The following is a 24980-nucleotide window of genomic DNA, read 5'->3' on the forward strand; positions in this document are numbered from 1 at the left end:
TCTGAATCACAGTGCGAGCCCGTTCCCCGTATTCGTACGGGGGACGGGCTCGCGCCATGCCCGGAGGTGGTTGACGTGGTGCGCTTGCGCATCGATCTGTCGTACGACGGCACCGAGTTCGCGGGCTGGGCCCGCCAGCGCGAGTTGCGCACCGTGCAGGGCACGCTGGAGAGCGCCCTGACCACCGTGCTGCGGCTGGCCGAGCCGGCCCAGCTGACCGTGGCCGGCCGAACCGACGCGGGGGTGCACGCGCGGGGCCAGGTGGCCCATCTCGACGTTCCGGACGAAATCTGGGCGGCGGTGGGCGACGTGGCCCTGCGCCGGGTCACCGGGGCGCTGCCGCGGGATCTGCGGGTGCGCGACATCACCGTGGCGCCCGAGGGCTTCGACGCGCGGTTCGGCGCTATCTGGCGGCGCTACGCATACCGGGTGTGCGACGCGCCGGGCGGGGTGGATCCGCTGCGGCGGGGCAGCGTGGTGTGGCACGACCGGCCGTTGGACGAGACCCGGATGAACGCGGCGGCGCGGCGGTTGCTGGGCGAGCACGACTTCGCGTCGTTCTGCCGCAAGCGCGAGGGCGCCACGACGGTGCGCTGTCTCCAGGACTTCTCCTGGGCGCGCGAGACGCCGACCGGGGCCGATGTGGGTCCCGCGTTTCGGCCGGTGATCGTGGCCACCGTGCGGGCGGACGCGTTCTGCCACAACATGGTGCGTTCGCTGGTCGGCGCGATGCTGGCGGTGGGTACCGGGCGCAAGCCGGTGGACTGGCCGCTGGAGGTGCTCGGGCGCGCGGTGCGCGACTCGGGCGTGCATGTCGCGCCCGCGCACGGGCTCACCCTGGAGGAGGTGGCCTACCCGGCGGACGATCTGCTCGCGGACCGGGTCACCGCGACCCGGCGGCGCCGGGACGGCGGCTGAGCCGCGGCGGCAACCCGGACCGGGTCAGCCCTGGATCTGTTCCAGGGCCTTGCGCTTGTTCTCCTCGTCGATCTGCTTGGACCTCGCCTCGCCGCGCGCGGTGAGCGAGTTCCACAGGAACTTGTCGACGTCGTCCTGGGCCTGGGCCATCGGTTTGTCGTCGCCGACCGGGTCCTTGCCGTCGGCGTACCAGTCGAGGGTGAACAGGGCGTAGCGACCGACCGAGTTGCGCAGCTTGCCGTGCTTTTGCTTCTTGGTGTCCAAGACCTTGATGCCGGGGCCGGCCAGCGGCAGGAGTTCGCCGCCGTCCTTGCCGTTCTTGATCGCGGTCGCCTTGTCCGCGGACGGGAACGAGGCGACCGCGGCGGTGGAGACGATGCCGTCCGGGCCGATGACCGCGAGCCGGATGAGCTGGGTGCACTGCTGATTGCGCGCGGCCGGGCCGAGCTTGGTGTCGGTACCGTCCGAACAGGTGTTGTCCAGCTTGCTCGCGGCCACCGAGTACTGCCGCCCGTTGACGGTGAACTTCGCGCTCGGGAACAAGGATTCGACCGTGAACGGCGCGCTGTCCAGGGCCGGGTCGGCGAGCACGGCCTGAGCCGGGGGCGGCGGCGGGACGGTGGGTGCGGGTCGGAAGGTCGGCTTGGCCGGGGCGAAGGACGCGGTGGAGGGGCCGGTCGAGGAGCCGGGGCCGGCGCTCTTCTTGTCGTCGCCGCCGGACATCGCCATGGCCGCGGCGACCACGCCGCCGACCAGCGCGAGGCCGAGCACGGCGCCACCCACGGTGAACAGCAGCCGGCGACGCTTGGCCGCCGAGTCCCGCTGTTCCGCCAGCGCGTCCCAGTCGGGCCCTGCGGAGCCGCCGAACTGCTGTTGCTGTGTTGGCTGTTCGGGCACGGGTCGCGATTGCGCGAAGGGCTGCTGATGCGGTTGTTGCGCGTGCGGGTCGTGCGCATGCGAGGGGAACGGGTCCCACGTGTGCTGTTGTTGCCCCGGCGTGCCGGGCCCACCCGGGCGCACGCTCCACGGCTGCTGCCCGTCGTCTTCCGGTGGTGTACCGACCCCCGACATATCCGCCCCCTGCAAGGATGACCCGCCTCGGCTCCCCATGCGCCGACGCTCCAGTCGTTCGGCGCATCGTACCTATCCGCCGATCCGGTGACGGCCGGCGTGGCATGGTAGGAGCACCCATGCCGATGGCTTACGCTGGGGAGGGGCATGAGCAGATCATTGCCCCATTGCTCGTTTTGACCGGCACCCCCTTGACCCGGTATTGTGCCGGTTCGTTGTGCGTATTGGCTTGCTTGAGTGGAGTCGGTACGCCGGGCCGCCGGCCACCGGAGTCCGCATTCGGTTCGGAATCATCTCCCGGACAGCCAGTCGGCATCCGTAAGCACACACTCACGAAGAAGCGAAGGCTATCGACCGTGCGCACGTACAGCCCCAAGCCCGGCGACGTCCAGCGTCAGTGGCACGTCATCGACGCGACCGATGTCGTGCTCGGCCGTCTGTCCACCCAGGCTGCTGCCCTGCTCCGGGGTAAGCACAAGCCGGTGTACGCGCCGCACGTCGACACCGGCGATTTCGTCATCATTGTGAACGCCGACAAGGTGCACCTGTCGGGTAACAAGCGCAGCCAGAAGATGGCGTACCGCCACTCCGGCTACCCGGGTGGCCTGCGCGCCGTCCGCTACGACGAGCTGCTGGAGAAGAACCCCGAGAAGGCCGTGGAGAAGGCCATCAAGGGCATGCTCCCGAAGAACACCCTGGGTCGGCAGATGTTGTCGAAGCTCAAGGTGTACCGCGGTTCCGAGCACCCGCACTCGGCGCAGCAGCCGGTTCCGTTCGAGATCACCCAGGTCGCGCAGTAGTCACGGCCACCGCCTGACGAACGAATAGTTTGAGGAGAACAGTGGCCGAGACCATTGCAGAAACCCCGATCGAGGAGACCGAGGGTCTTCCGCTCGAGAGCTACACGTCCGAGTCGCTCGCCTCGCGCTTCAGCGAGCCGCAGGCGGGTTCGGCCACCGGTCGCCGCAAGGAAGCCGTCGCGCGCGTCCGCATCGTGCCGGGCACGGGCAAGTGGAAGATCAACGGGCGCACGCTCGAGGAGTACTTCCCGAACAAGGTGCACCAGCAGCTGGTCAACGAGCCCTTCAAGGTGCTCGAGCTGGACGACCGCTACGACGTGCACGCCCGCATCCACGGTGGCGGCGTCTCCGGCCAGGCCGGTGCGCTGCGTCTGGGTGTAGCCCGTTCGCTGAACGAGGCCGACGTCGAGGCTAACCGCCCGGCGCTCAAGAAGGCCGGCTTCCTGACCCGTGACCCGCGTGCCACGGAGCGCAAGAAGTACGGTCTGAAGAAGGCGCGCAAGGCGCCTCAGTACAGCAAGCGCTAAACAGCCTCGCAGCACCCTCTGCGGCTGTTCGCAGCGTCATCAGGCCCCGGGGGCACGGTTCGTGCCCCCGGGGCCTGTGCGTTTTCCGGCGGTACTCCTGCGGGAGTGGCGTTCGAAGGTAGTGTCCGAGACATCCGGAATGTATGCGGGAGATCCAACTGTGGGACGACTCTTCGGTACGGACGGCGTACGTGGCCTGGCGAATGGCCGGCTGACCGCGGAACTGGCGCTCGATCTGGCGGTCGCCGCCGCGCGGGTGCTGGGATCACGCGGTCGGGACGGGATTCCGCAATCAGGGCACGGTCGCCGGCCGTTCGCCGTGGTGGGTCGTGACCCCCGGGCGTCCGGAGAGTTCCTGGAGGCCGCCGTGGTCGCGGGTCTGGCGGGGGCGGGCGTGGACGTGTACCGCGCCGGGGTGCTGCCGACGCCGGCGATCGCCCACCTGACCGGGCTGCTCGGCGCGGACATGGGCGTGATGCTCTCCGCGAGCCACAACGCGATGCCGGACAACGGGATCAAGTTCTTCGCGCGCGGCGGGCACAAGCTGCCGGACGACGTGGAGAACGAGATCGAGGCGCTGTTGGGCACCGCATGGGAGCGGCCCACCGGATCCGGGGTCGGCCGGGTGCAGGACCACCCCGAGGGCCACGAGCGTTACGTCGAACACCTGTTGTCCTCGCTGCCGCATCGCCTGGACGGGCTCAAGGTTGTGGTGGACTGCGCGAACGGTGCCTCCTCGGCGGTGGCGCCGGACGCGCTGCGCCGGGCCGGGGCCGAGGTGATCGCGATCCACGCGGAGCCGGACGGCCTGAACATCAACGACGACTGCGGTTCCACGCACATGGACGCGCTTGCCGCCGCGGTGGTCGAGCACGGTGCGGACGCGGGCATCGCGCACGACGGCGACGCGGACCGGTGCCTTGCGGTGGACGCGCGCGGCGAACTGGTCGACGGCGACGCGATCCTGGCGGTGCTCGCGCTGGCGATGCGCGATGGCGGGCAGCTCGTGGAGAACACGCTGGTGGCCACCGTGATGTCCAACCTCGGGCTCAGGCTGGCCATGCAGGCCGCGGGCATCAAGATGGTGGAGACCGCGGTCGGCGACCGCTACGTCCTGGAGGCCATGCAGGCCTCGGGCCTGTCGCTGGGCGGCGAACAGTCGGGCCACGTCGTGCTGTTGGACCACGCGACCACGGGCGACGGCACACTGACCGCGTTGCGCCTGCTGGCGCGTGTCGCGGAGACTGGCAAGCCGCTGCACGAACTGGCTTCGGTGATGACCCGGTTGCCGCAGATGTTGGTCAACGTCGCCGGAGTGGACCGCACCCGGGTGCACACCACGCCCGAACTGGCCCGGGCCGTCGCCCTGGTGGAGGAGCGCCTGGGTGACACCGGTCGGGTGTTGCTGCGCCCGTCGGGTACCGAGCCGTTGGTCCGGGTGATGGTGGAGGCGCAGACACACGACCAGGCGCGCGACGAGGCGACCGGCCTGGCCGAGATCGTGCGGACCCTGCTCGCGCTCGACTGACCGAGTCGAACCCCCCGCGGCTTCAGGAAGACTTGGCGGCCCCCGTCGATGGTGACGGGGGTCGCCGCTTGGCGTGTGCGGCCTGCAGGCCCCACAGGCCGCGCTGGACGAGCAGGGTGAGGGTGCCCGCGAACACGATGCCGCCCAGGTTCAGGCCGAGTTGGCCCAGTGAGCCGGCCGCCTGCGCGTAGTCGGTGTACCGGATGGCCACCGCAGCGTTCGCGGCGGCGGGCACGGTGGTGACCGAGATCAGGACGCCGATCAGCGCACCGGACTTGGCACTGGTCAGCGAGAGCATGCCCGCCACGCCGGCGAGCAGCGCGACCCAGAACGAGAGCCAGTCCGGCTGGAAGATGAACTCGGTGAGCGGGCGCGAGCGTTCGAGCATGTCGCGGTCGAACAGGCCGAGCGAGTCCAGGAGCGTGGTGAACGCGATGGTGGCCGCCATCGCCACCGGGAAGCCGACGAGCAGGGCGAGCGCACTGCGGGCGGCGAGTCGGGGCCGACACTGCACCGCGGCCACGCACAATCCGGCGAGCGGGCCGAATTCGGGTCCCACCACCATCGCGCCGACGATCAGGATCGGGTTGTCGAGCAGTACGCCGCACGCCGCGATCATGGTGGCCACCGCCAGGAAGGCCAGGAACGTCACGGAGAGCGCGGACTCCTCCGAGGTGGCCCCCTCGATCTCCTCCCACACTACGGAGTCGGCGCTGTCGCCCGGTGCGTCCCGCTCCGCTCGATCCGCGGACCGGGACAACATCACGTCCAGGTCCTCGAGCGCGATCGAGCCGTCCTTGTGCAGGTCCAACGCACGCAGTTCGGCGAGCACCGCATTGGTGGCCTCACGCGCCAGGTCACAGGCGATCACATCGCCCGCGGGCTGCACCGCGGCGCTCGGCCACACCACGAGATGGGTGGCTCCGGGTTCGGCGAGCAGCAGGTCACGCACCGCGGCGCTGCGGTCGGCGGGCACGATCAGACGCAGATGGAACATCCGGTGAAGGTACCTGGGTCACAACTTGCGCAGCCGCAATCTGCTCACCGAGTGGTCCGCGTCCTTTTGCAGCACCAGGGTGGCCCGGGCGCGGGTGGGCCGGATGTTCTGCACCAGGTTGGTCTCGTTGATGGTCGCCCAGGTGTTCTCCGCGTAGCGCAGCGCGTCCTCGGGGGTCATCACCGCGTATTTGCGAAAGTACGAGGCCGGGTCGCGGAACGCGGTTTGGCGCAGTTTGACGAAGCGTTCCAGGTACCAGCGGCGGATGTCCTGGGTGCGGGCGTCCACGTACACGCTGAAGTCGAAGAAGTCGGACAGCGCGAGCCGGGGCCGGCCGTCGGCGGTGGGCGACGCGGGCTGCAGGACGTTGAGGCCCTCGACGATGAGGATGTCGGGCCGGTGGATGGTCAGTCGCTCGTTCGGCAGGATGTTGTAGGTCAGGTGTGAGTACACCGGCGCGGTGACCTCGGGTTTGCCCGCCTTGACGTCCGCGACGAAGCGGACCAGGGCGCGTCGGTCGTAGGACTCCGGGAAACCCTTGCGGTGCATGATCCCGCGGCGTTCCAACTCCTCGTTGGGGTAGAGGAAGCCGTCGGTGGTCAGCAGTTCGACGTGCGGGTGGTCGGGCCAGCGGGCGAGCAGTTCGCGCAGGATGCGCGCGGTGGTGCTCTTGCCCACGGCGACGCTGCCCGCGACGCCGATCACGAACGGTATCCCCGGGCTGTCGCCGTTGCCCAGGAACGTGGTCAGCGCGCGGCCCAGGCCCCGGGTGGCGCCGACGTAGAGGTTCAGCAGCCGCGAGAGCGGCAGGTAGACGTCGGAGACCTCGTCGAGGTCGACCACGTCGCCCAGGCCGCGCAGGCGTTCGAGTTCGTCGGCGGTCAGCGGGAGCGGCGTCCCGGCCCGTAGCCGGGTCCAGGCGGCGCGGTCGAGTTCGACGAAGGGGGACAGGTCGCGAGCCGGCCCCTGAGCCGCGAAGGAGTGCACGTGCTTATTGTCCCGAGTGTGCGCCCGCGACCCGTCGCCGGGCCGTCGAACGCGTTTCCGTCGCCCCGATGGCGACCCCGTAGGCTGGGCCCCATGTGCGGGATTGTGGGATATGTGGGCGCTCAATCGGCGCTGGATGTGGTCATCGGCGGACTCAAGCGGCTGGAATACCGCGGCTACGACTCGGCCGGGGTGGCCGTGCTCTCCGCCGGCGCCCTGGTGAGCGAGAAGCGCGCCGGCAAGCTGGCGAACCTGGTGGGCGCGCTGGCCGAATCGCCGCTTCCGGTGGGGACGTGTGGCATCGGTCATACGCGGTGGGCCACGCACGGTGCGCCCAACGATGCGAACGCGCATCCGCACCTGGACAACGTGGGCCGGGTCGCCGTCGTACACAACGGGATCATCGAGAACTTCGCGGCGCTGCGGGCCGAGTTGGCCGACCGTGGGCACAAGCTGAGTTCCGAGACCGACACCGAGGTGGTCGCGCACCTGCTGGCCGAGGAGTTCCCGGGCGCAGGCGAGGACCTGGCCGAGGCGATGCGCCGGGTGTGTCGCCGCCTGGAGGGCGCGTTCACCCTGGTCGCGGTGCACGCGGACGCCCCCGACGTGGTGGTCGGCGCGCGCCGCAACTCGCCGCTGGTGGTCGGTCGCGGGGTGGGCGAGAACTTCCTCGCCTCGGACGTGGCCGCGTTCATCGAGCACACGCGCGAGGCGATCGAGCTGGGTCAGGACCAAGTGGTCGAGCTGCGCCGGGACGCGATCACGGTGACCGACTTCGACGGTGCGCCGGCGGCGTTTCGCGAGTATCACGTGGACTGGGACGTGTCGGCCGCCGAGAAGGACGGCTACGACTACTTCATGCTCAAGGAGATCGCCGAGCAGCCCAAGGCGGTCGCCGACACGCTGCTCGGTCGGATCGGCACCGACGGGCGCCTGGTGCTCGACGAGGTGCGGATCGCGGACGAGGTGCTGCGCGAGATCGACAAGGTGGTGATCATCGCCTGCGGTACCTCCTTCCATGCCGGGCTGATCGCCAAGTACGCGATCGAGCACTGGACGCGGGTGCCCTGCGAGGTCGAGCTGGCCAGCGAGTTCCGCTACCGCGACCCGATCCTGGACCGGCAGACGCTGGTGGTGACCATCTCGCAGTCCGGCGAGACGATGGACACCCTGATGGCCCAGCGGCACGCCCGCGAGCAGGGCGCCAAGGTGCTGGTCATCTGCAACACCAACGGCTCGACCATGCCGCGCGAGGCGGACGCCGTGCTGTACACGCACGCCGGCCCCGAGGTCGCGGTCGCCTCGACCAAGGCGTTCCTGACCCAGCTGGTCGCGTGCTACCTGGTCGCGCTGTACCTGGGCCAGGTGCGCGGCACCAAGTGGGGCGACGAGATCACCGAGGTGATCGAGCAGCTCGCGGCGATGCCGGAGATGGTGGAGAAGGTCCTGGACACGATGGAGCCGGTGCGCGAGCTGGCCCGTTCGCTCAGCGACGCCGGTTCGGTGCTGTTCCTGGGCCGGCACGTGGGCTACCCGGTGGCCCTGGAGGGTGCGCTCAAGCTCAAGGAGCTGGCGTACATGCACGCCGAGGGCTTCGCGGCGGGCGAACTCAAGCACGGCCCGATCGCGCTGATCGAGGAGGGCCTGCCGGTCGTGGTGGTGGTTCCGTCGCCGCGCGGGCGCTCGGTGCTGCACGACAAGATCGTGTCCAACATCCAGGAGATCCGGGCGCGCGGCGCGCGCACCATCGTGATCGCCGAGGAAGGTGACGAGGCGGTCGTGCCGTACGCCGACCACCTGGTGCGCATCCCCGTCACGCCGGTGCTGCTGCAGCCGCTGGTGTCCACCGTGCCGCTCCAGGTGTTCGCGTGTGAGCTGGCCACGGCCAAGGGCCACGAGGTGGACCAGCCGCGCAACCTGGCGAAGTCGGTCACGGTCGAGTAGTTCGATCCGGCTCCTCGGCCGCCCCGCGCCTCCTCGAACGAGGCGGCGCGGGGCGGCTTTTGCGTGGTGGGGCGGGACGCCTGGGGGTGCCTCGTGCGGATCAGCCCAGGTGGGTGTCGCCCTGGGCGATCAGGAGCTTGCGCAGCAGGCCGTTGAGCTGGTTGCGCTCGCCCTCGTCGAGCACGGCGAGGAAACGACCCTCGTTCTCCAGGTGGCCCAGCAGGATGTCGTCCACGAGCCGGACCCCCTCGGGAGTCAGCCTGACCATGACCGAGCGGCGGTCCTCCGCGCTGACCGAGCGCTCGACCAGCCCCTTCTGAGTGAGTTTATCCACCCGGTTGGTGATCGCGCCCGAGGTCACCATCGCCGAGCGCAGCAGGGTGCCGGCGCTGACCCCCTCCACGCCACCGGAGCGGCGCAGGGTGGCCAGCACGTCGAACTCGGAGAAGTCGAGCCCGTACCGGGCGAAGTAGGTGCGCAACGTCTGGTCGATGTACCGGCGCAGTCGGTTCATCCGACCCACCGCCGCCATCACGTCGAGGCTGCTCGGATCGATGTCGGGGCGCTCGCGGTGCCATTGGTCCCATACGTCGTCGATGGCGTCGCGGGTGTCCACGTCGCGTGTGTCGCGTTCGGTCATGCCGCCAATTTATCTCAACGCTCATCTACTTGACGCTCGCAGATCTTGGGTATTTACTTATCTCAACGTTCAGATAGTCAGTGCTCGCAAAACTAACGTTGAGGTGAATGTCATGGCGGTTCAGGGTGGTAGCAGGGGACTCGGTCGCGTGGGGATGCTCCTGGCGACGGCCGTGGCCCCGGCCACGTGGGGGACCACCTACCTCGTGACCACGGAGATGCTTCCGGCGGACCGCCCGCTGCTCGCCGCCGGCGTGCGGGCGCTGCCCGCGGGCCTGCTCCTGGTCGCCCTGTCCAGGAGAATGCCGACCGGGGTGTGGTGGTGGCGGTCGTTCGTCCTCGGCATGCTCAACGTGGGGCTGTTCTTCCCGCTGATCTTCGCCGGCGCCTACCGCCTGCCCGGCGGGGTCGCGGCCACGATCGGCTCGGTATCGCCGCTGATCGTCGCGGGCCTGTCGGTCCTGATCCTCAAGGTCCGGCCGCAGGCGCGGGTGCTGCTCGCCGGCATCGGCGGCGTGGTCGGGGTCGCCCTGCTCGTGCTCAGCTCGCAGGCGAGGATCGACCCGATCGGTGTCGGGCTGATGTTGCTCGCCACCACCTTGATGGCGACGGGCGTGGTGATGTCGGCGCGCTGGGGCCGGCCCGAGGGCGTGTCGCTGTTGGCCACCACCGGCTGGCAGCTCACCGTCGGCGGCATGGTGATCGTCCCGCTGATGTTCGCGATCGAGGGCATGCCGCCGGTGCCCACCGGCCGCAACCTGCTCGGCTTCGGCTACCTGGTCCTGATCGGCACCGCCCTCGCCTACGTGCTGTGGTTCCGCGGCATCGAGCGCCTCGGCGCCGGCGTGGCGTCCTTCCTCGGACTGGTCAACCCGGTGGTCGCCACGCTCGCCGGCCTGGTCGTGCTGAGCCAGACACTGACCCCGCTTCAGGTGCTCGGGCTGGTCGTCGCCTTGGGTGCGATGCTGCTCGGCCAGCGGCAGCCCAAGCGTCGCACCGAGGTCCGGGTCGGCTTGCCGGTCACCCTGGTCAAGGGCGCCACGGACACGAAGGAGCGGAACCGGGCCGAGGTCGTCGAGGCCTCGTGACCCGACAGCACGATCACGCGGTGCCCACCGGGCCGCATCCCCTCCGGGATGCGGCCCGGGCTCGTGTGTGCCCGGATCCGGGCAGGCTCGGGCCGGGCGCGGATGCGGTGTTTGTAGGCTCGGGGCGTGATCATCGGTGTGGGTATCGACGTCGCGGACATCGCGCGGTTCGGACAGTCGCTGGAACGGACCCCGGGGCTGGCCGATCGGCTCTTCACCGATGGCGAGCGCTGGGTGCGCCCGGGACAGGAACGCGGCGTCGCATCGCTGGCCGCCCGGTTCGCCGCCAAGGAGGCGCTGGCCAAGGCGCTCGGCGCGCCGACCGGGCTGCACTGGCGAGACGCCGAGGTGACCACCGAGGACTCGGGCCGGCCGCTGCTCACGGTCCGGGGCACGGTGGCCGCGCGGGCCGCCGAACTGGGCGTGCGGCACTGGCATGTGTCGCTCAGCCACGACGCGGGCATTGCTTCCGCTGTCGTGATCGCCGAGGGCTGAGGGGGCGCAGCATGCGGGCAGCGCACGAAGTCGCACGGGTACGGGCCGCGGAGGCCGCGCTGATGGCCACGCTGCCCGAGGGCACGCTGATGCGGCGCGCCGCGGCGGGCCTGGCGAACACGTGCGTACGACTGCTCGGCCGGGTCTACGGTGCGCGGGTCGCTCTGCTCGTGGGCAGCGGCGACAACGGCGGGGACACCCTGTACGCAGGCGGTCTGCTGGCTCGACGCGGGGCGCGGGTGGACGCGCTGCTGCTCGCGCCGGAGCGGGCCCACCCGGGCGGCCTGGCCGCGGCGCGGCGGGCCGGTGTTCGGGTGTGGGACGCTCGCGAGCCGGCCCGATCCGACCTGATCGACCTGCTCGGGCGGGCCGACCTGGTACTGGACGGGATCGTCGGGATCGGCGGCCGCGGCGCGCTGCGCCCACCCGCCCCCGAACTGCTCACGCACGTGCGGGACGCGATCGTGGTCGCGGTCGACGTGCCCAGCGGGGTGGACGCGGACACCGGGCGGGTCGAGGGCGCCGCGGTCCGCGCCAAGGTGACGGTCACCTTCGGCACCTACAAGCCCGGCCTGCTGGTCGACCCCGGCGCGGCCCACGCCGGAGTGCGGCATCTGGTCGACATCGGACTCGACCCGCATCTGCCGGACGCGCGGCTGACCGTCCTGCACCACGAGGACGTGGCCCGACTGTTGCCCGCGCCCTCGGCCGAGAGCGACAAGTACTCGCGCGGGGTGCTCGGCGTGGTCGCCGGCTCGCCCAGATATCCCGGCGCGGCGGTGCTCGTGGTCGGCGCGGCCGTGCGCGGCGGCGTGGGCGCGGTCCGCTGCGCCGGCCCCGCGGACGTGCTGGGCCCGGTGCTGGCGGCCTGGCCGGAGACGCTGGCCACCACATCGAGGCCGGCCGACGCCGGTCGGGTGCAGGCCTGGGTGGTGGGCCCGGGGCTGGACACCGACCCGGACGCCGAGGCGCGCTGGACGAGCGTGTTGCGGTCGCAGGTGCCCGTACTGGTGGACGCGGACGGGCTGACCCTGCTCGCCCGGACGAAACCCGGCACCTGGTCGGCCCCCACGCTGTTGACCCCGCACGCGGGTGAGGCGGTGCGCCTGTTCGCCGCCGCCGGTGTCGAGGCGACCCGCGAGCGGATCGAGGCCGAGCGGCTGGAGCACGCGCGCAGGCTCGCCGCGCTCTACGACTGCGTGGTGCTCCTCAAGGGCACGACGACGGTGATCGCCGCGCCCGACGGCCGGGCCCGGGTCAATCCCACCGGCACGCCGTGGCTGGCCACCGCGGGCAGCGGCGATGTGCTCTCCGGCTTGGCCGGCGCGCTGCTCGCGGCGGGCCTGGACGCGCTGGACGCCGGCTCGGTGGCCGCCTATCTGCACGGCCTGGCCGCCCGCGCGCTGCCGGGCCCGGTGACCGCGCCGGACCTGATCCGGGCGTTGCCGGCGGTGTGGGCGGACGTCACAGGCACGTGACAGGGACGCCGGCCCGGCACGGGCCTGCCACACTGGGAGTCTTGAGTTCCGGGACGCGGACCCGGATCCGTCCGGGACCGAGGTCCGGATTCTCGTCGCTGACCGTCGTCGGAAGGACCACCAGTCACATGCGTGCCGAGGCGCGGATCGATCTCGATGCGATTCGGGGCAACATCGCGGCCGTACGCGCACGCGTGGGTTCGGCGGCGGTGATGAGCGTGGTCAAGTCGGACGCCTACGGGCACGGCATGGTCCCGTGCGCGCGAGCGGCCCGTGAGGCCGGCGCCACGTGGCTGGGCACCGCGGTGGTCGAGGAGGCGCTCGCGCTGCGTGCGGCGGGCGACACCGGCCGGGTGCTCACCTGGTTGTGGGCTCCCGGGGACGCGTTCGAGGACGCGGTGCGCGCGGATGTGGACATCTCGGTGAGCGGGCTCTGGGCGATGCGCGAGGTGGTGGAGGCCGCCCGTGCGGCGGGCCGGACCGCGCGCGTGCACCTCAAGGCCGACACCGGCCTGGGGCGCAACGGCTGCACGCCCGCCGACTGGCCGGCCCTGGTGGACGCCGGACTCAAGGCGCAGGCCGACGGCACCGTCGAGGTGGTCGGCCTGTGGTCGCACTTCGCCTGCGCTGACGAGCCCGGGCACCCCTCGGTCCCGGCCCAGCTGACCGAGTTCACCGCGATGTCGGCGTACGCCGAGGGCTGCGGGGTCACCCCCGAGGTGCGGCACATGGCCAACTCGCCGGCGACCCTGCTGTTGCCGCAGACGCACTTCGACCTGGTCCGGGTGGGCCTGGTCAGCTACGGCCTCTCGCCCGTGCCGCAGGTCGGCGGCCCCGCCGACTTCGGGCTGCGCCCCGCGATGACACTGGCGGCGAGCCTGGCCGGGGTCAAGCGGGTGCCGGCCGGGCACGGCGTGTCCTATGGGCATTCGTGGATCGCGCCGCGGGACACCACGCTCGCGCTGGTGCCCACCGGCTATGCGGACGGCATCCCCAGGCACGCCGGCAACGTCGGCCCGGTCCTGGTGGCCGGCCGCCGGCGCACCATCGTGGGTCGGGTCGCGATGGACCAGTTCGTGGTCGACCTCGGCGACGACGAGGCCGCCGCGGGCGACGAGGCGATCCTGTTCGGCCCGGGCGATCGGGGCGAGCCCACCGCCGAGGACTGGGCCCGGGCGATCGACACGATCAGCTACGAGATCGTCACCCGGATTGGCGTGCGGGTGCCTCGCGTGTACACCGGAGCGGCCACCACCGGAACGGCCACCACCGGAACGGCCGACACCGGGACGGCCGCGCCATGACCACCCCCATGCCGGTCGGCTCCGGCGGCGGCCGTGCGCTCGGCCGTCGGGCCGGCATCGTGGGCGCCGCGGTCGGCGTGCTCGCGGCCGGTGCCGCCGCGGGCGTGGCGATCGAGCGGATGACCGTCGGGCGGGCGTTCCGCCGGCGCACCGAGGCCCAGTTGGACGCGCTGGCCGAGTTCGGCACCCTGCGCGGCGAACCGCACATCGTCACCGCCGCCGACGGCGTCGAGTTGTACGCCGAAGTCGACGGCAACCGCGACGCCGCGGTGACCGTGGTGCTGTGTCACGGCTACTGCCTGGACATGGACTGCTGGCACTACCAACGGGCCGAACTGCGCGAGGAATACCGCCTGGTCCTGTACGACCAGCGCAGCCACGGCCGGTCCGGCCGCGGCGCGCCGGAGACCTCGACGATCGACCACCTCGGCGCGGACATGTACACGGTGCTGACCGAACTGGCGCCCGAGGGACCGCTGGTGCTGCTGGGCCACTCGATGGGCGGAATGACCATCATGGCGCTGGCCGACCAACACCCCGAGCTGTTCGGGGACCGGGTGATCGGCGTCGCGCTGATGAACACCTCGGCGGGCCGCTGGGCGACCGTGACGCTGGGCATCCCCGCGGCCGGCGCCCGGCTGGTGCACCGGATAGCGCCGGGATTGCTGCGCACACTCGGCCGTCGGGCCGCACTGGTGGAGGCGGGCCGGCGGGCCGCCCGGGATCTGGTCTACCTGTTCACCGAGCGGTACGCGTTCGACTCCGAGGTGGACCCGACCCTGGTGCGCTTCACCGACCGGATGATCTCCGGCACCCCGATCGACGTGATCGCCGAGTTCTTCCCGGCCTTCGAGGCGCACGACAAGCTGGCCGCGCTGCCCGCGCTGACGGATGTACAGACGCTCGTGGTGGCCGGCGAGGGCGACCTGATCGCGCCGGCCTCGCACAGCGAGGCGATCAAGGAGGCGCTGCCGGGCGCCGAGTTGTTGATCGTGCCGCAGTCGGGACACCTGACCCCACTGGAGCATTCGGAGGTGGTGAACGCGGCGCTGCGTGGGCTTCTCGCGCGCGCCACGAGTGCACCGAGGCGGCGCGTCGGGCGATCCGGTGGGCACACGTGCGACGGATCGTCGGTACAGGTCGGAATCGACGGGGACCGGGATCCTGATGGACAGTGATCCCGAGCAGTGATCCCGAGTCGCGACCCCGAGCACAACCGGGGGCCGGCCCGGGGACGACGGACCCGAGGCGGTTCGGGCCCGTGAGTTCGGCGTGTGGGAGTGCTGAAGTGGTGCGAAGTGTGACTGTCACGGTCGCCGGCGGCGCGGACACGCGCGCGCTCGGCGCGCGCCTGGCGAAGCTGTTGCGGGCCGGCGACCTGATCGTGCTGTCCGGCGGGCTCGGTGCGGGCAAGACGACGCTGACCCAGGGCATCGGGGTCGGCCTGGGCGTGCGCGGCGCGGTGACCTCGCCGACGTTCGTGATCGCCCGGGTACACCCGTCCGAGGTCGGCGGGCCGGCCCTGGTGCACGTCGACGCCTACCGGCTCGGCGGCTCGGCGGACGTCACCGCCGAGATCGACGGCCTGGATCTGGACGCGTCGCTGGCGGAGTCGGTGACCGTGGTCGAGTGGGGCGAGGGCATGGTCGAGGAACTGACCGAGGACCGCCTGGAGATCGCCATCGCGCGCGATCCGGCCGGTGCGGACCCGCTCGCGGAGAGCCCGACCGACTTCGCCGGCGACGAGGTGCGCACGATCGTGGTGACCGGGGTCGGCGCCCGCTGGGCGAGCGCCGACCTGGACGCGCTGACCGGCTGACCGGCCGACGGATCAGCGGCCGGGTGTCGCCGGCGATGCGGGGGTGTTCGGGGCTTTGGGCGAGTTCGGGGCCCGGCTGGGCGGGCGGCTGGTCGCTCCGCCGCCGGAGCCGGTCGGCCCGGCCGACGTGGCCGGTGGACGGGTGCCGGTCGCCGGGGGAGTGGTCGGCGGCGCGGTGGTGCCGGTGTCGCCGCCGGCCGGCGGGCTGCTGCTTGCGGTGGCCGGGGCGCTGGGTGTGGCGGTGGAGGTGTCCGGCGGCACCAGGCTGGTGTCCGGGCCGCCGAGGCCGCCCGAGGTGTCCTCCGGGAACTCGGCGACCGGTTGCCCGGCGAGCGCGGCCCGCATGTAGGTCGTCCACATCCGGGTCGGCAGGTTGCCGCCGTCAACCCGGGACAGGCCGGCGACCCCGGACATGGACAGGAACGCGTGGGTGTTCGCGTCCTCGCGGAACATCCCCACCGAGGTGGCCAGGTCCGGGGTGTATCCGACGAACCACGCCGAGCGGTTGTCGTCGGTGGTGCCGGTCTTGCCCGCCGCCGGGCGGTTCAGCGCCTGTGCGCGAAAACCGGTGCCGTCGTCCACGACGCCGCGCAGGACCTGGGTGACGGCGTCCGCCTGCTGGGTGTCGTAGGCGTTCTTCGCGTCGTGCTCGGGCAGGTCGACGCTGTCGCCGGAGCGGGTCAGCTTGTCCACCGGGTAGGCGTCACGCTGCTTGCCCTCGGCCGCGAAGGTGGCGTACGCCGAGGCCATGTCCAGCGCACTGGGCGTGGAGGTGCCCAGCGACACGGAGGGCACCGGTTGCAGGCCCGGCGTGCTCGTGGGCAGTCCCGCGTCCACCGCGGCCCGCACCACCCGGTCGGGGCCGACGTCCATGCCGAGTTGGGCGTAGACGGTGTTCACCGACTTGTCCATCGCCCGGGCCAGGCTGATCTGCCCGTAGCTGACGCCGTCCTCGTTGCCGGGTTGCCACGGCACGCCGTCCTGGAGTACGGGCTTGCCGTTCGGGTAGCGGATCACCACGTTGTCGTTGCCGTTGTACATCGTGCGGGGGCTGATCCGGTCGCGCCTGCCGTCCCCGTCCTGCACCCCGTCGCGCAACCCCGCCGCGAGCACGAACGGCTTGAACGTGGAGCCGACCTGCACATCGCGGCGGGTGGCGTCGTTGACGAACTGTTTGACGTAGTTCGGGCCGCCGTAGATCGCGACGATCCGCCCGGTGTCGGGCTCCACGGATGCGGCGGCGACCCGCACGCCGACGTCGGCCGAGCGTTGCGCCGGGTCCAGCGACTGGGCGAGCTGATCCTGCACGGTCTGGTAAAGCGCCTCGGTCTTGCGCTTGTCGAACGTGGTGGTGATCGCATAGCCGCCGGCGTCCAGGCGGTCCTCGTCGACCACCTTGTGGTCGAGCAGATAGCGCTTGGCCATCTCCACCAGGTAGCCGTTGACGCCGGCCAGGTTGGCCGCCGGACGCGGGTCGATGGGTTCGGGGAAGACCATGCCGGCGCGTTGCTCGGGAGTGAGCCACTTCTGCTTGACCATGCCGTCCAGCACGTAGTTCCAGCGCGCGAGCACCCGCCGGCGGCCCGCTTCGGTGCTGTTGCGCACGTCGTTGGCGCTGGGCGCGTTCAGCAGCACGGCGAGGTAGGCGCCCTGCTCGACGGTGAGTTGCCCGACGTCGATGCCGTAGTACGCCTGTGCGGCCGCCTCGATCCCGTACGCCCCGCGGCCGAAGTACACGCTGTTGAGATACCCGGTGAGGATGTCGTCCTTGGAGACGGTGCGATCGAGCTTGACCGAGATGATCGCCTCCTTGAACTTGCGCGCCAGCGTCTGCTCCTGGGTGAGGTAGACGTTCTTGACGTACTGCTGGGTGATCGTCGAGCCGCCCTGCAGACCGCCTGTGCCGCCCGCGGCGTTGCTCAGCAGGGCGCGGGCGGTGCCGGTGATCGAGACGCCGGAGTTGGAGTAGAACGAGCGGTCCTCGGCGGCGAGCACCGCGCGTTGCACGTCGAGCGGGATCGCGGACAGCGGCACGGTCTGCCGGTTGGTGGAGCCGGTGCGGGTGATCTCGGTGCCGTCGTTCCAGTACCAGACGTTGCTCTGCTGCCGGGCCTGGGCGTTGACGGTGCGCGGGACCGGGGTGACCGCGTAGACCAGGCCGACGGCGGCGAACAGGCCGGAGAGCACCAGCAGGACGAGGGTGAGCAGGTGCTTGAACGAGGGCAACCAGCGCCGGAGTCCGTGCCGATTGCTGCGCGGATAGTCGAACAGCCTGCGCCGGGGAGTCGGCCCTTGGACGTCGCCGGGACCGCTCGGGCCGGAGGAGTCGTGCGCCACGCCGCCCCCATTTCCTCGGTGCCATTGCCCTGACGGGCCCTGCCCGGTCAGTCGCGGCGCCCCGTGGGGCGGGTGTGACCGGAGGGATCATCATCCTGATGATAGGTGGGCAATACGTGGAAATAGCCTCGAAACGGGGCAATGGTGGGCGTGGCGTGGCATATCGGACCGCAGGCGGGTCAGGGCACCACGATGACAGGTGTGCCGACCGGGGCGAACGCCCACAGGGCGGCGCCGTCCTCCGTGGTGGAGCGGATGCCCGCGCTCTGCTTGCCGGGTGGGGCGGAGGTCCGCGGGCGGGCGGTGCCGCTGGGGGAGGGGCCGGGCTTTTGGCCGGTGTCGATCTGGTCCAGCGGGGTGTCGGTGGCCGCGAAACCCAGCGGGATGCCCTGCACCGCCCCGAAGCGCACGGAGTAGCTGATCCGCAGGTTGTCGCTGCCGGTCTGCGCCTCCTCCTTCTTCAGGGTCACCTGGTACGAGCCCCGCTGTGGCTTGACCGGCGCGTTCGCGACCCGGTACTCGCGCAGCGTCCGCTCGGCCTCGTCGACCAGCCAGACGTGGCTGTCCTTGAGCGAGTAGACGACCCGCTTGCCGGTGCCGGAGTTGGCGGGCACGGGCGGCGCGACGTAGACCGGAGGCGCGGGTGACCCGGACACGGGGGACGGTGTCGGCGTGCTCGTGCGCGCTATCCCCCGGCTGTCCGGCGCCGAGTTCGCGGCTTGGGCCGCGAGGAAGCCGACGCCGACCAGCGCGGCGATGGTGATGCCCGCGACGGCCACGCCCGGGTTGAGCCGCTTCGCCATTGCCTTGGGTCCTTCTTCCGCCGTGTGGTGGCCTCCATGGTGCCGGCAGGTGCCGTCCGTGCGTTGGAGCCGGGTGCACTTTTCGTTCGCCGCGGGGCGCCGACGGGCGGGTCGCCGCGTGTGGTCGGAGCCCGGTGCGGTGCCGTGCTCTTCGCGGGGGCGCCTCGACCAAGGCCTGAGGGCGCCGCGTGGGTCGGTAGCCTGGTGTGGTGCTGCTGCTTGCCTTCGACACCGCGACCCCGGCCGTTACGGTCGCCCTCCACGACGATTTCGGCGTACTCGCCGGTTCCACCCGGGTCGACGCACGTCGACAGGGCGAACTGCTCGCGCCCGGCATCGTCGACGTGCTGCGGGCGGCGGACCGGACCCGCGCCGAGCTCACCGACATCGCGGTCGGCGTGGGTCCCGGCCCGTACACCGGACTGCGGGTGGGCATCGTGACCGCCCTCGCGCTGGGCGACGCGCTCGGCATCCCCGTGCACGGCGTGTGCACCCTAGACGCGCTCGCGTACGCGGCGGGCCGGGACGGCGCCGTCACCGGGCCGTTCCTGGCGGCGACCGACGCGCGGCGCAAGGAGGTCTACTGGGCGCGGTACGACGAGGCGGGTGCGCGGGTGGCGGGCCCGGCGGTGGATCGTGCGGGCGACCTGGCCGAGGAGGTCCGGGCGCTGCCGGCGGTGGGCGCGGGTGCCGCGCTGTACGCCTCGGCGTTCGCCGACGCGCGGTTGCCGGAGCATCCGGATGCGGCGGCGCTGGCGGCGTTCGCCGTGGAGCGGTTGCTGGGGGGTGGCGGGTTGCTTGCTCCGGAGCCGTTGTATCTGCGTCGGCCCGATGCGCAGGTTCCCGTGGGGTACAAGGTTGTTACGCCCGATGGGTCGGGGGTTCGGGCCTAGCGTGGTGCTCTTGGGCTTGCGCCGGGCGGGCTGATTTGGCCTCAAGCGCCGGCCGGGCTGGGTGGCCTCAAGCGCCGGCCGGGCTACTTGGCCTCATGCGCCGGCCGGGCTGGGTGGCCTCAAGCGCCGGCCGGGCTACTTGGCCTCAAGTGCCGGCCGGGCTGGGTGGCCTCATGCGCCGGCCGGGCTACTTGGGCTCAAGTGCCGGGCGGGCTACTTGGGCTCAAGTGCCGGGCGGGCTGGTTGGCCTCAAGTGCCGTTGCCCTCGTGTGCTGGGTGGGCTCGAGTGTTGGTTGGGTTGCTTGGGCTTGGGTGTTGGGCGGGTTGGTTGGGCTCGGGGGGTTGGTGGGGCTGTCTATAGACTTCGGGCATGGAGAGCGGGTCTCGGCTGCGGCGGATGCGGTGGTGGGACATCGAGGCCGTCATGCGACTCGAGCATGAGCTGTTCGTCGAGGATGCGTGGTCGGCCGGGATGTTCTGGTCCGAGTTGTCCGAGCCCGAGTTGCGTCATTACGTGGTCGCCGAGGACGAGGCCGGGGGGCTGGCCGGTTATGCCGGGCTCGCGGTGATCGGGGACGAGGGCGACGTGCAGACGATCGGGGTGCGCCGCGATCGGTGGGGGAGGGGTCTGGGCGCGGTGCTGTTGACCGAGCTGCTCTCCCTGGCGGTCGAACGCGGCTGTCGGGACGTACTGCTGGAGGTGCGCGTGGACAACGCCCGCGCACAGGCGCTCTACGAGCGCTTCGGATTCAAGGGGATCGGCGTGCGGCGGGGCTACTACCAGCCCGCCAACGTGGACGCGCTGGTGATGCGCTGCGATCTCCGGGAACGTCGGGAAGGAACGGCCATCGGTGGCTGACGAACCACTCGTCCTCGGCATCGAGACCTCGTGCGACGAGACGGGCATCGGCATCGTGCGCGGCACCACGCTGCTCGCGGACGCGATCGCCTCCAGCGTCGACGAGCACGCCAGGTTCGGCGGTGTCGTGCCGGAAGTGGCCAGCCGTGCGCACCTGGAGGCGATGGTGCCCACGGTGCGCCGCGCGCTCGCCGACGCCGGCGTCACGATGCACGACATCGACGCGATCGCGGTGACCTCGGGTCCCGGTCTGGCGGGTGCGCTGTTGGTCGGCGTCGCGGCCGCCAAGGGCTACGCGGTCGCGCTGGACAAGCCGCTGTACGGCGTCAACCACCTGGCCTCGCACGTGTGCGTGGACCAGTTGGAGCACGGGAAGCTGCCCGAGCCGTGCATGGCGCTGCTGGTCTCCGGCGGGCACTCCTCGCTGCTTTTGGTCCCGGACATCACCGCCGACGTGCGTGCGCTCGGGTCGACCATCGACGATGCGGCCGGCGAGGCGTTCGACAAGGTCGCGCGCGTGCTCGGGCTCGGTTTCCCGGGCGGGCCGGTGATCGACCGGTGGGCGCGCGAGGGCGACCGCTCGGCGATCGCGTTCCCGCGTGGGCTCACCGGACCGCGGGACGCGCCCTTCGACTTCTCCTTCTCCGGCCTCAAGACCTCGGTCGCGCGCTGGGTCGAGGCCCGGCAGCGGGCCGGCGAGACGGTGCCGGTGGCGGACGTCGCGGCCTCCTTCCAGGAGGCGGTCGTGGACGTGTTGACCCGCAAGGCGATCCGCGCCTGCAAGGAGAACGGCGTCGAGCACCTGATGATGGGCGGCGGTGTCTCCGCCAACTCGCGCCTGCGGGCGCTGGCGCAGGAGCGCTGCGACGCGGCCGGGATCGTCCTGCGGGTGCCGCGGCCGGGCCTGTGTACCGACAACGGTGCGATGGTGGCCGCGCTCGGCGCCGAGATGGTCGCCCGGGACCGAGCCCCCTCCACGCTGTCCATCCCGGCCGACTCCTCGATGCCGGTCACGGTGTCGCAGGCGCTCTAGAACCTGTCTTCGATCCCCCGTCGGGCTCCGCGGTCCAGTGGATGAAGACGGGCCCTGGCGGCGACGCCGCGCACGAGACGGCACCGGCGAACGGGAGAGGCGAGATGGCGATCGCGGCGATGTGGGAGGCCAGGACGGAGGCCGGTCGGGGGGCGGCGCTGGCCGAGTGGGTGCATGCCTCGGCGCTGCCGGCCGTCGTCGGCGCGCCTGGCCTGGAACGGGTCGAGGTGTTCGCCGCCGCCGGGCAGGACGGCGATCGGGTGGTGGTGATCGCGCTGTGGACCGGGTCGCCGGTGCCGCTGCCCGAGCCGCCGGCCGCGTTGGTCGCCCGTCCGCCGCACGCCTGGAGCTTCGAACGGCTCAGCGTCGGCCCCTGACGGGCTCCGGGGCTCGGGGCGCATTCTCGTCCGCGCAACACTCGACCCGCATCCGTCGAGGAGGCCATTCGCAAGCCGGACGCGGGTCGAGTGCCTTGGCTGATGGCTGCGTGCCGCCGCACGTGCCATTGGCCTTGCCGGGAGTGTGCCCAGCTCATCGGCTGCTCAACAGTCCTTCGACAGTCCCTTGAACAGGCCTTGTCCGGACCGTGACAGGCCGCTGCGGCGCGTAGCGTGAGGCGGATCGGACCAGGCGAACGAAAGGCCCCTGCGACAGTGGTGCATCGAACGGTACAAAAGCGGCGGGGCGCGGCCCCCGCCTCGACCTGGGTCGGCGTGGCCGGCCTGCTGCTGGTCGCACTGACCGGCTGCGGCGGCTCGGACGACACCGCGACGGTCAAGGCGACCAAGCGGCCCTCCGACGGCGCGTCCCCCGGCCCCACCAAGCCCACCCCCGCCGCGAAGCCGGACACCCCGGGCGCCGACGCGGCCGCGCTCGCCGAGAAGTGGAACCTGAAACCGTTCGCCCCGCCGCCGGCCCCGCCCGCGGTCAAGCCGATAAAGGCCGGCGGAGCCAAGCCGCCGGTGGTGGAGAAGATTCCCACCCAGGAGAAGATCGTGTTCATCACGATCGACGATGGGGCGGAGAAGGATCCCAAGTTCCTGGACATGATGCGGGACCTGCGGATCCCGGTGTCGATGTTCCTCAACGACACCTACGTGCGGCAGGACCCGGAGTACTTCCGAAAGCTCCAGGCGCTCGGCGCCACCGTGCAGAACCACACGCTGTCCCACCCCGACCTCAAGACCCTGAGCGCGGACGCGCAGAAGCACCAGATCTGCGGCCAGCAGGACCGGCTCGCGGAGATCTACGGCAAGCGCCCGACGCTGTTCCGCCCGCCCTACGGCAACTGGAACGCGACCACGCAGACGATGGCCGGCGGCTGCGGCGGGATCGAGGCCATCGTCAAGTGGCAGGAGTCGATGCAGATCAACGACATGCAGTACGTCGGCGAGAAGAAGCTGCACCCGGGCGACATCATCCTGGCCCACTTCCGCGGGCCGAGTGATCTCAAGGGCACCACGATGACCGAGATGTTCGGCAACATGCTGCGCAAGATCCAGGCCCAGGGCTACACGATCGCGCGTCTGGAGGACTACATCGGCTAGGGCGTGTCCGGCGGAACTCGGCAAATTTTGGCGGGCCTTGGCGAATCTCGGCGGGCCTCGGCGGAGTCGGACGGGGCTCGACCCCGTGACGGCGAGGAGGCCGCCGGCTACCCCGGCGACACCGGCTGCCCGATCAGCATGGTGGGTGCGCCCGCCACCCGGGTCAGCAGCACCGTGGCCGCGTTCGGGCCGGTCGGCCTGACCCGGCGGCGAACCTCCTCCGGCTCGACCGCCGAACCGCGCTTCTTGACGGTGAGGTTGCCGACGCCGCGTTCGCGCAGCAGGGCCTTGAGCCGCTTCAGGTTGAACGGCAGCACGTCGGTGATCTCGTACACACTCGCGAACTCCGTGCCCACCAGCCGGTCCGAGGTCAGGTAGGCGATCGTCTCGTCCACCAGGTTGCCGTCCACCAACTCGCCGACCTCGGACACCAGGTGCGCCCGGATCACCGCGCCGTCCGGCTCGTAGAGGTATCGGCGGACCGGTCCCACCGGCGCCGGGCGGGCCCGGCCCGAGCTCAGCGCCGCGCCGCCGGGCAGCACGGTGGCGCGCAGGTTGGTGTGCGCGAGCCGGCCCCACCACAGCACCGCCTCCTTGACGTCGCCGCGATCGGAGACCCACTCGGCCTCCATGCCGACGGGCACGATCTCGTGCGGGATGCCCGGCGCGACCTTGGCCGCGCCGCAGGGCACCCGGGCGGCGAGCGCGCTCAGGAAGGAGAACGGCGGCGAGTACGCCTCGGGGTCGAACGTGCGCCCGCGTGCGGTGCGTCGGGCCGGGTCGATCAGCGCCGCGTCGTAGGCGTCGAGGTCCACGTCGGTCACGTCCGCGCACTCGACCGTGAGCAGATGCGCCAGACCCAGCGCGTCGGCGTTGGCCCGGGCCGCCGCGCAGGTCAGCGGGTCCAGGTCGACCGCGTGTACGGCGATTCCGGCGCGGGCCAGCGCGAGCGCGTCGCCGCCGATGCCGCAGCACAGGTCCACGGCCCGGTCGATCCCGCCCGCCGCGACCAGCCGGGCGGCCCGATGCTCGGCCACCGAGGTGCGGGTGGACTGCTCCAGCCCGTTGGGCGTGAAGTACATCCGCGCGGCGTCCGCGCCGAACTTGGCCCGCCCGCGCTGCCGCAGCCGGGACTGGGTGAGCGCGGCGGCCACCAGCTCCGGCGGGTGTTCACGACGCAGCCGGGTGGCCAACGACAGCTCGTCGCCGACCTCGTGGTCGGCGAGCACGTCCAGCAGCGAACGGCCCTCGTCGGTCAGCAGCGCGGTGAAAGCTTCGGTGTGCACGCGGCCATTCTCGCCGAGCCCGGCCGAGGCGCCGATCGACGGCCACCGGTATGAACAATGCGGTCCGACGCGCTGAATCTGGCACTCTGGTTGACGGAGTGCTAACCGCCACCTAGTGTCTGTGCTGGCACTCTCCCCATGAGTGTGCCAGTGCGATACGAGCAGGTCCGGCACCCGCGACGACGGATCTGTCCCATCGCCGACAGACATTTTTCCGTGAGATCTCCGAAGGGGGAGGTCGCATCGTGACGACCGCCAACACCAAGGTTGCCATCAAGCCGCTCGAGGACCGCATCGTGGTTCAGACGCTTGAGGCCGAGCAGACCACCGCGTCGGGTCTCGTGATCCCGGACACCGCCAAGGAGAAGCCCCAGGAGGGCGTCGTCCTGGCCGTGGGCCCGGGTCGTTTCGAGGACGGTCAGCGTCTGCCGCTCGACGTGAGCGTCGGTGACACCGTGCTGTACAGCAAGTACGGCGGCACCGAGGTGAAGTACAACGGCGAGGAATACCTCGTTCTCTCGGCCCGCGACGTGCTCGCGATCATCGAGAAGTGACATCGCGCTGACGCGCCGGAACCGGTGACGGTTCGACGACCCCGCCCCGGATCGCCCTGCCCTCGCGGCCGGT

Annotated in this window: 24 protein-coding genes; 17 read left to right on the forward strand and 7 right to left on the reverse strand. The window is 71.5% G+C overall.

The window, feature by feature from the left end; genetic code table 11:
- Positions 1–75 precede the first annotated feature (75 nt).
- Complete coding sequence (truA, locus tag ABZS54_RS10200) at positions 76–918, forward strand: tRNA pseudouridine(38-40) synthase TruA (RefSeq protein WP_355533014.1); 843 nt, start codon at positions 76–78, stop codon at positions 916–918.
- 24 nt (positions 919–942) lie between these two features.
- On the opposite strand, the gene ABZS54_RS10205 is transcribed toward truA, so the two are convergent.
- Positions 943–1815 carry a hypothetical protein gene (locus ABZS54_RS10205; protein ID WP_355533016.1) on the reverse strand — a complete coding sequence of 291 codons (873 nt, stop codon included), beginning with the start codon at positions 1813–1815 and terminating at the stop codon, positions 943–945.
- Positions 1816–2345: 530 nt separating this feature from the next.
- On the opposite strand from ABZS54_RS10205, the gene rplM reads away from it, so the two are divergent.
- The 3 genes from rplM (at position 2346) to glmM (ending at position 4844) form a co-directional block, all read left to right on the forward strand.
- Positions 2346–2789, forward strand: coding sequence for a 50S ribosomal protein L13 (gene rplM / locus ABZS54_RS10210; RefSeq protein ID WP_020549205.1), 444 nt, complete (start codon positions 2346–2348; stop codon positions 2787–2789).
- Positions 2790–2830: 41 nt separating this feature from the next.
- Positions 2831–3316: a 30S ribosomal protein S9 gene (gene rpsI / locus ABZS54_RS10215; protein ID WP_020549204.1), complete on the forward strand. Its 486-nt coding sequence runs from the start codon at positions 2831–2833 to the stop codon at positions 3314–3316.
- A 160-nt stretch (positions 3317–3476) separates the two neighbouring features.
- Entirely contained in the window at positions 3477–4844 is a 1368-nt protein-coding gene (gene glmM / locus ABZS54_RS10220) for a phosphoglucosamine mutase (protein WP_355533018.1), read from the forward strand.
- Positions 4845–4866: 22 nt separating this feature from the next.
- Here the strand turns inward: glmM and ABZS54_RS10225 are convergent, their stop codons facing one another.
- Together ABZS54_RS10225 and coaA are read right to left on the reverse strand one after the other, a co-directional pair.
- Positions 4867–5841, reverse strand: a complete 975-nt coding sequence (locus tag ABZS54_RS10225; RefSeq protein ID WP_355533020.1) for a DUF389 domain-containing protein — start codon at positions 5839–5841, stop codon at positions 4867–4869.
- 18 nt (positions 5842–5859) lie between these two features.
- Positions 5860–6828, reverse strand: a complete 969-nt coding sequence (gene coaA, locus ABZS54_RS10230) for a type I pantothenate kinase (RefSeq protein ID WP_355533022.1) — start codon at positions 6826–6828, stop codon at positions 5860–5862.
- 93 nt (positions 6829–6921) lie between these two features.
- On the opposite strand from coaA, the gene glmS reads away from it, so the two are divergent.
- Complete coding sequence (gene glmS / locus ABZS54_RS10235; protein ID WP_355533024.1) at positions 6922–8772, forward strand: glutamine--fructose-6-phosphate transaminase (isomerizing); 1851 nt, start codon at positions 6922–6924, stop codon at positions 8770–8772.
- Positions 8773–8872: 100 nt separating this feature from the next.
- Here glmS and ABZS54_RS10240 read toward each other — a convergent pair whose 3' ends face one another.
- Positions 8873–9412 carry a MarR family transcriptional regulator gene (locus ABZS54_RS10240; protein WP_355533026.1) on the reverse strand — a complete coding sequence of 180 codons (540 nt, stop codon included), beginning with the start codon at positions 9410–9412 and terminating at the stop codon, positions 8873–8875.
- A 112-nt stretch (positions 9413–9524) separates the two neighbouring features.
- Between ABZS54_RS10240 and ABZS54_RS10245 the strand changes: the two genes are divergently transcribed.
- The 6 genes from ABZS54_RS10245 to tsaE all read left to right on the forward strand — a co-directional run bounded on the left by ABZS54_RS10245 (position 9525) and on the right by tsaE (position 15595).
- The gene (locus ABZS54_RS10245; protein ID WP_355533028.1) at positions 9525–10499 is read left to right on the forward strand and encodes an EamA family transporter; all 975 of its coding nucleotides are present in this window, start codon (positions 9525–9527) and stop codon (positions 10497–10499) included.
- A 126-nt stretch (positions 10500–10625) separates the two neighbouring features.
- Positions 10626–10994, forward strand: a complete 369-nt coding sequence (locus ABZS54_RS10250) for a holo-ACP synthase (RefSeq protein WP_355533030.1) — start codon at positions 10626–10628, stop codon at positions 10992–10994.
- A gap of 11 nt (positions 10995–11005) precedes the next feature.
- Positions 11006–12472, forward strand: a complete 1467-nt coding sequence (locus tag ABZS54_RS10255) for an NAD(P)H-hydrate dehydratase (protein ID WP_355533032.1) — start codon at positions 11006–11008, stop codon at positions 12470–12472.
- A 128-nt stretch (positions 12473–12600) separates the two neighbouring features.
- Positions 12601–13776, forward strand: a complete 1176-nt coding sequence (gene alr / locus ABZS54_RS10260; protein ID WP_355533034.1) for an alanine racemase — start codon at positions 12601–12603, stop codon at positions 13774–13776.
- Complete coding sequence (locus ABZS54_RS10265; RefSeq protein WP_355533036.1) at positions 13773–14954, forward strand: alpha/beta hydrolase; 1182 nt, start codon at positions 13773–13775, stop codon at positions 14952–14954. The genes alr and ABZS54_RS10265 overlap by 4 nt, the downstream gene beginning before the upstream one ends.
- 122 nt (positions 14955–15076) lie before the next feature.
- Positions 15077–15595, forward strand: a complete 519-nt coding sequence (gene tsaE / locus ABZS54_RS10270) for a tRNA (adenosine(37)-N6)-threonylcarbamoyltransferase complex ATPase subunit type 1 TsaE (RefSeq protein WP_355533038.1) — start codon at positions 15077–15079, stop codon at positions 15593–15595.
- A gap of 12 nt (positions 15596–15607) precedes the next feature.
- Here the strand turns inward: tsaE and ABZS54_RS10275 are convergent, their stop codons facing one another.
- The gene (locus tag ABZS54_RS10275) at positions 15608–17932 is read right to left on the reverse strand and encodes a transglycosylase domain-containing protein (protein WP_355533040.1); all 2325 of its coding nucleotides are present in this window, start codon (positions 17930–17932) and stop codon (positions 15608–15610) included.
- Positions 17933–18111: 179 nt separating this feature from the next.
- Positions 18112–18735, reverse strand: a complete 624-nt coding sequence (locus ABZS54_RS10280; protein ID WP_355533042.1) for a hypothetical protein — start codon at positions 18733–18735, stop codon at positions 18112–18114.
- 209 nt (positions 18736–18944) lie between these two features.
- Between ABZS54_RS10280 and tsaB the strand changes: the two genes are divergently transcribed.
- From tsaB to ABZS54_RS10305, 5 genes are all read left to right on the forward strand, one after another.
- Complete coding sequence (gene tsaB, locus ABZS54_RS10285) at positions 18945–19628, forward strand: tRNA (adenosine(37)-N6)-threonylcarbamoyltransferase complex dimerization subunit type 1 TsaB (protein WP_355533044.1); 684 nt, start codon at positions 18945–18947, stop codon at positions 19626–19628.
- 370 nt (positions 19629–19998) lie between these two features.
- A complete protein-coding gene (rimI, locus tag ABZS54_RS10290; RefSeq protein ID WP_355533046.1) occupies positions 19999–20487 on the forward strand; it encodes a ribosomal protein S18-alanine N-acetyltransferase in 489 nt (162 codons plus the stop codon).
- A complete protein-coding gene (gene tsaD, locus ABZS54_RS10295; RefSeq protein WP_355533048.1) occupies positions 20480–21520 on the forward strand; it encodes a tRNA (adenosine(37)-N6)-threonylcarbamoyltransferase complex transferase subunit TsaD in 1041 nt (346 codons plus the stop codon). Before rimI ends, tsaD begins: the two co-directional genes overlap by 8 nt.
- 41 nt (positions 21521–21561) lie before the next feature.
- The gene (locus tag ABZS54_RS10300) at positions 21562–21897 is read left to right on the forward strand and encodes a hypothetical protein (RefSeq protein ID WP_355533050.1); all 336 of its coding nucleotides are present in this window, start codon (positions 21562–21564) and stop codon (positions 21895–21897) included.
- Positions 21898–22173: 276 nt separating this feature from the next.
- Complete coding sequence (locus tag ABZS54_RS10305; RefSeq protein ID WP_355533052.1) at positions 22174–23067, forward strand: polysaccharide deacetylase family protein; 894 nt, start codon at positions 22174–22176, stop codon at positions 23065–23067.
- 107 nt (positions 23068–23174) lie between these two features.
- On the opposite strand, the gene ABZS54_RS10310 is transcribed toward ABZS54_RS10305, so the two are convergent.
- Complete coding sequence (locus tag ABZS54_RS10310; RefSeq protein ID WP_355533054.1) at positions 23175–24353, reverse strand: methyltransferase domain-containing protein; 1179 nt, start codon at positions 24351–24353, stop codon at positions 23175–23177.
- 245 nt (positions 24354–24598) lie between these two features.
- Here ABZS54_RS10310 and groES point away from each other — a divergent pair, with 245 nt between their 5' ends.
- Positions 24599–24907 carry a co-chaperone GroES gene (groES, locus tag ABZS54_RS10315; protein WP_161359282.1) on the forward strand — a complete coding sequence of 103 codons (309 nt, stop codon included), beginning with the start codon at positions 24599–24601 and terminating at the stop codon, positions 24905–24907.
- The last annotated feature ends 73 nt before the right edge of the window (positions 24908–24980 follow it).

Origin of the sequence: Embleya sp. NPDC005575 (assembly GCF_040605455.1) — a bacterium.
In the GTDB taxonomy this organism is placed as follows: Bacteria; Actinomycetota; Actinomycetes; order Streptomycetales; family Streptomycetaceae; genus Embleya.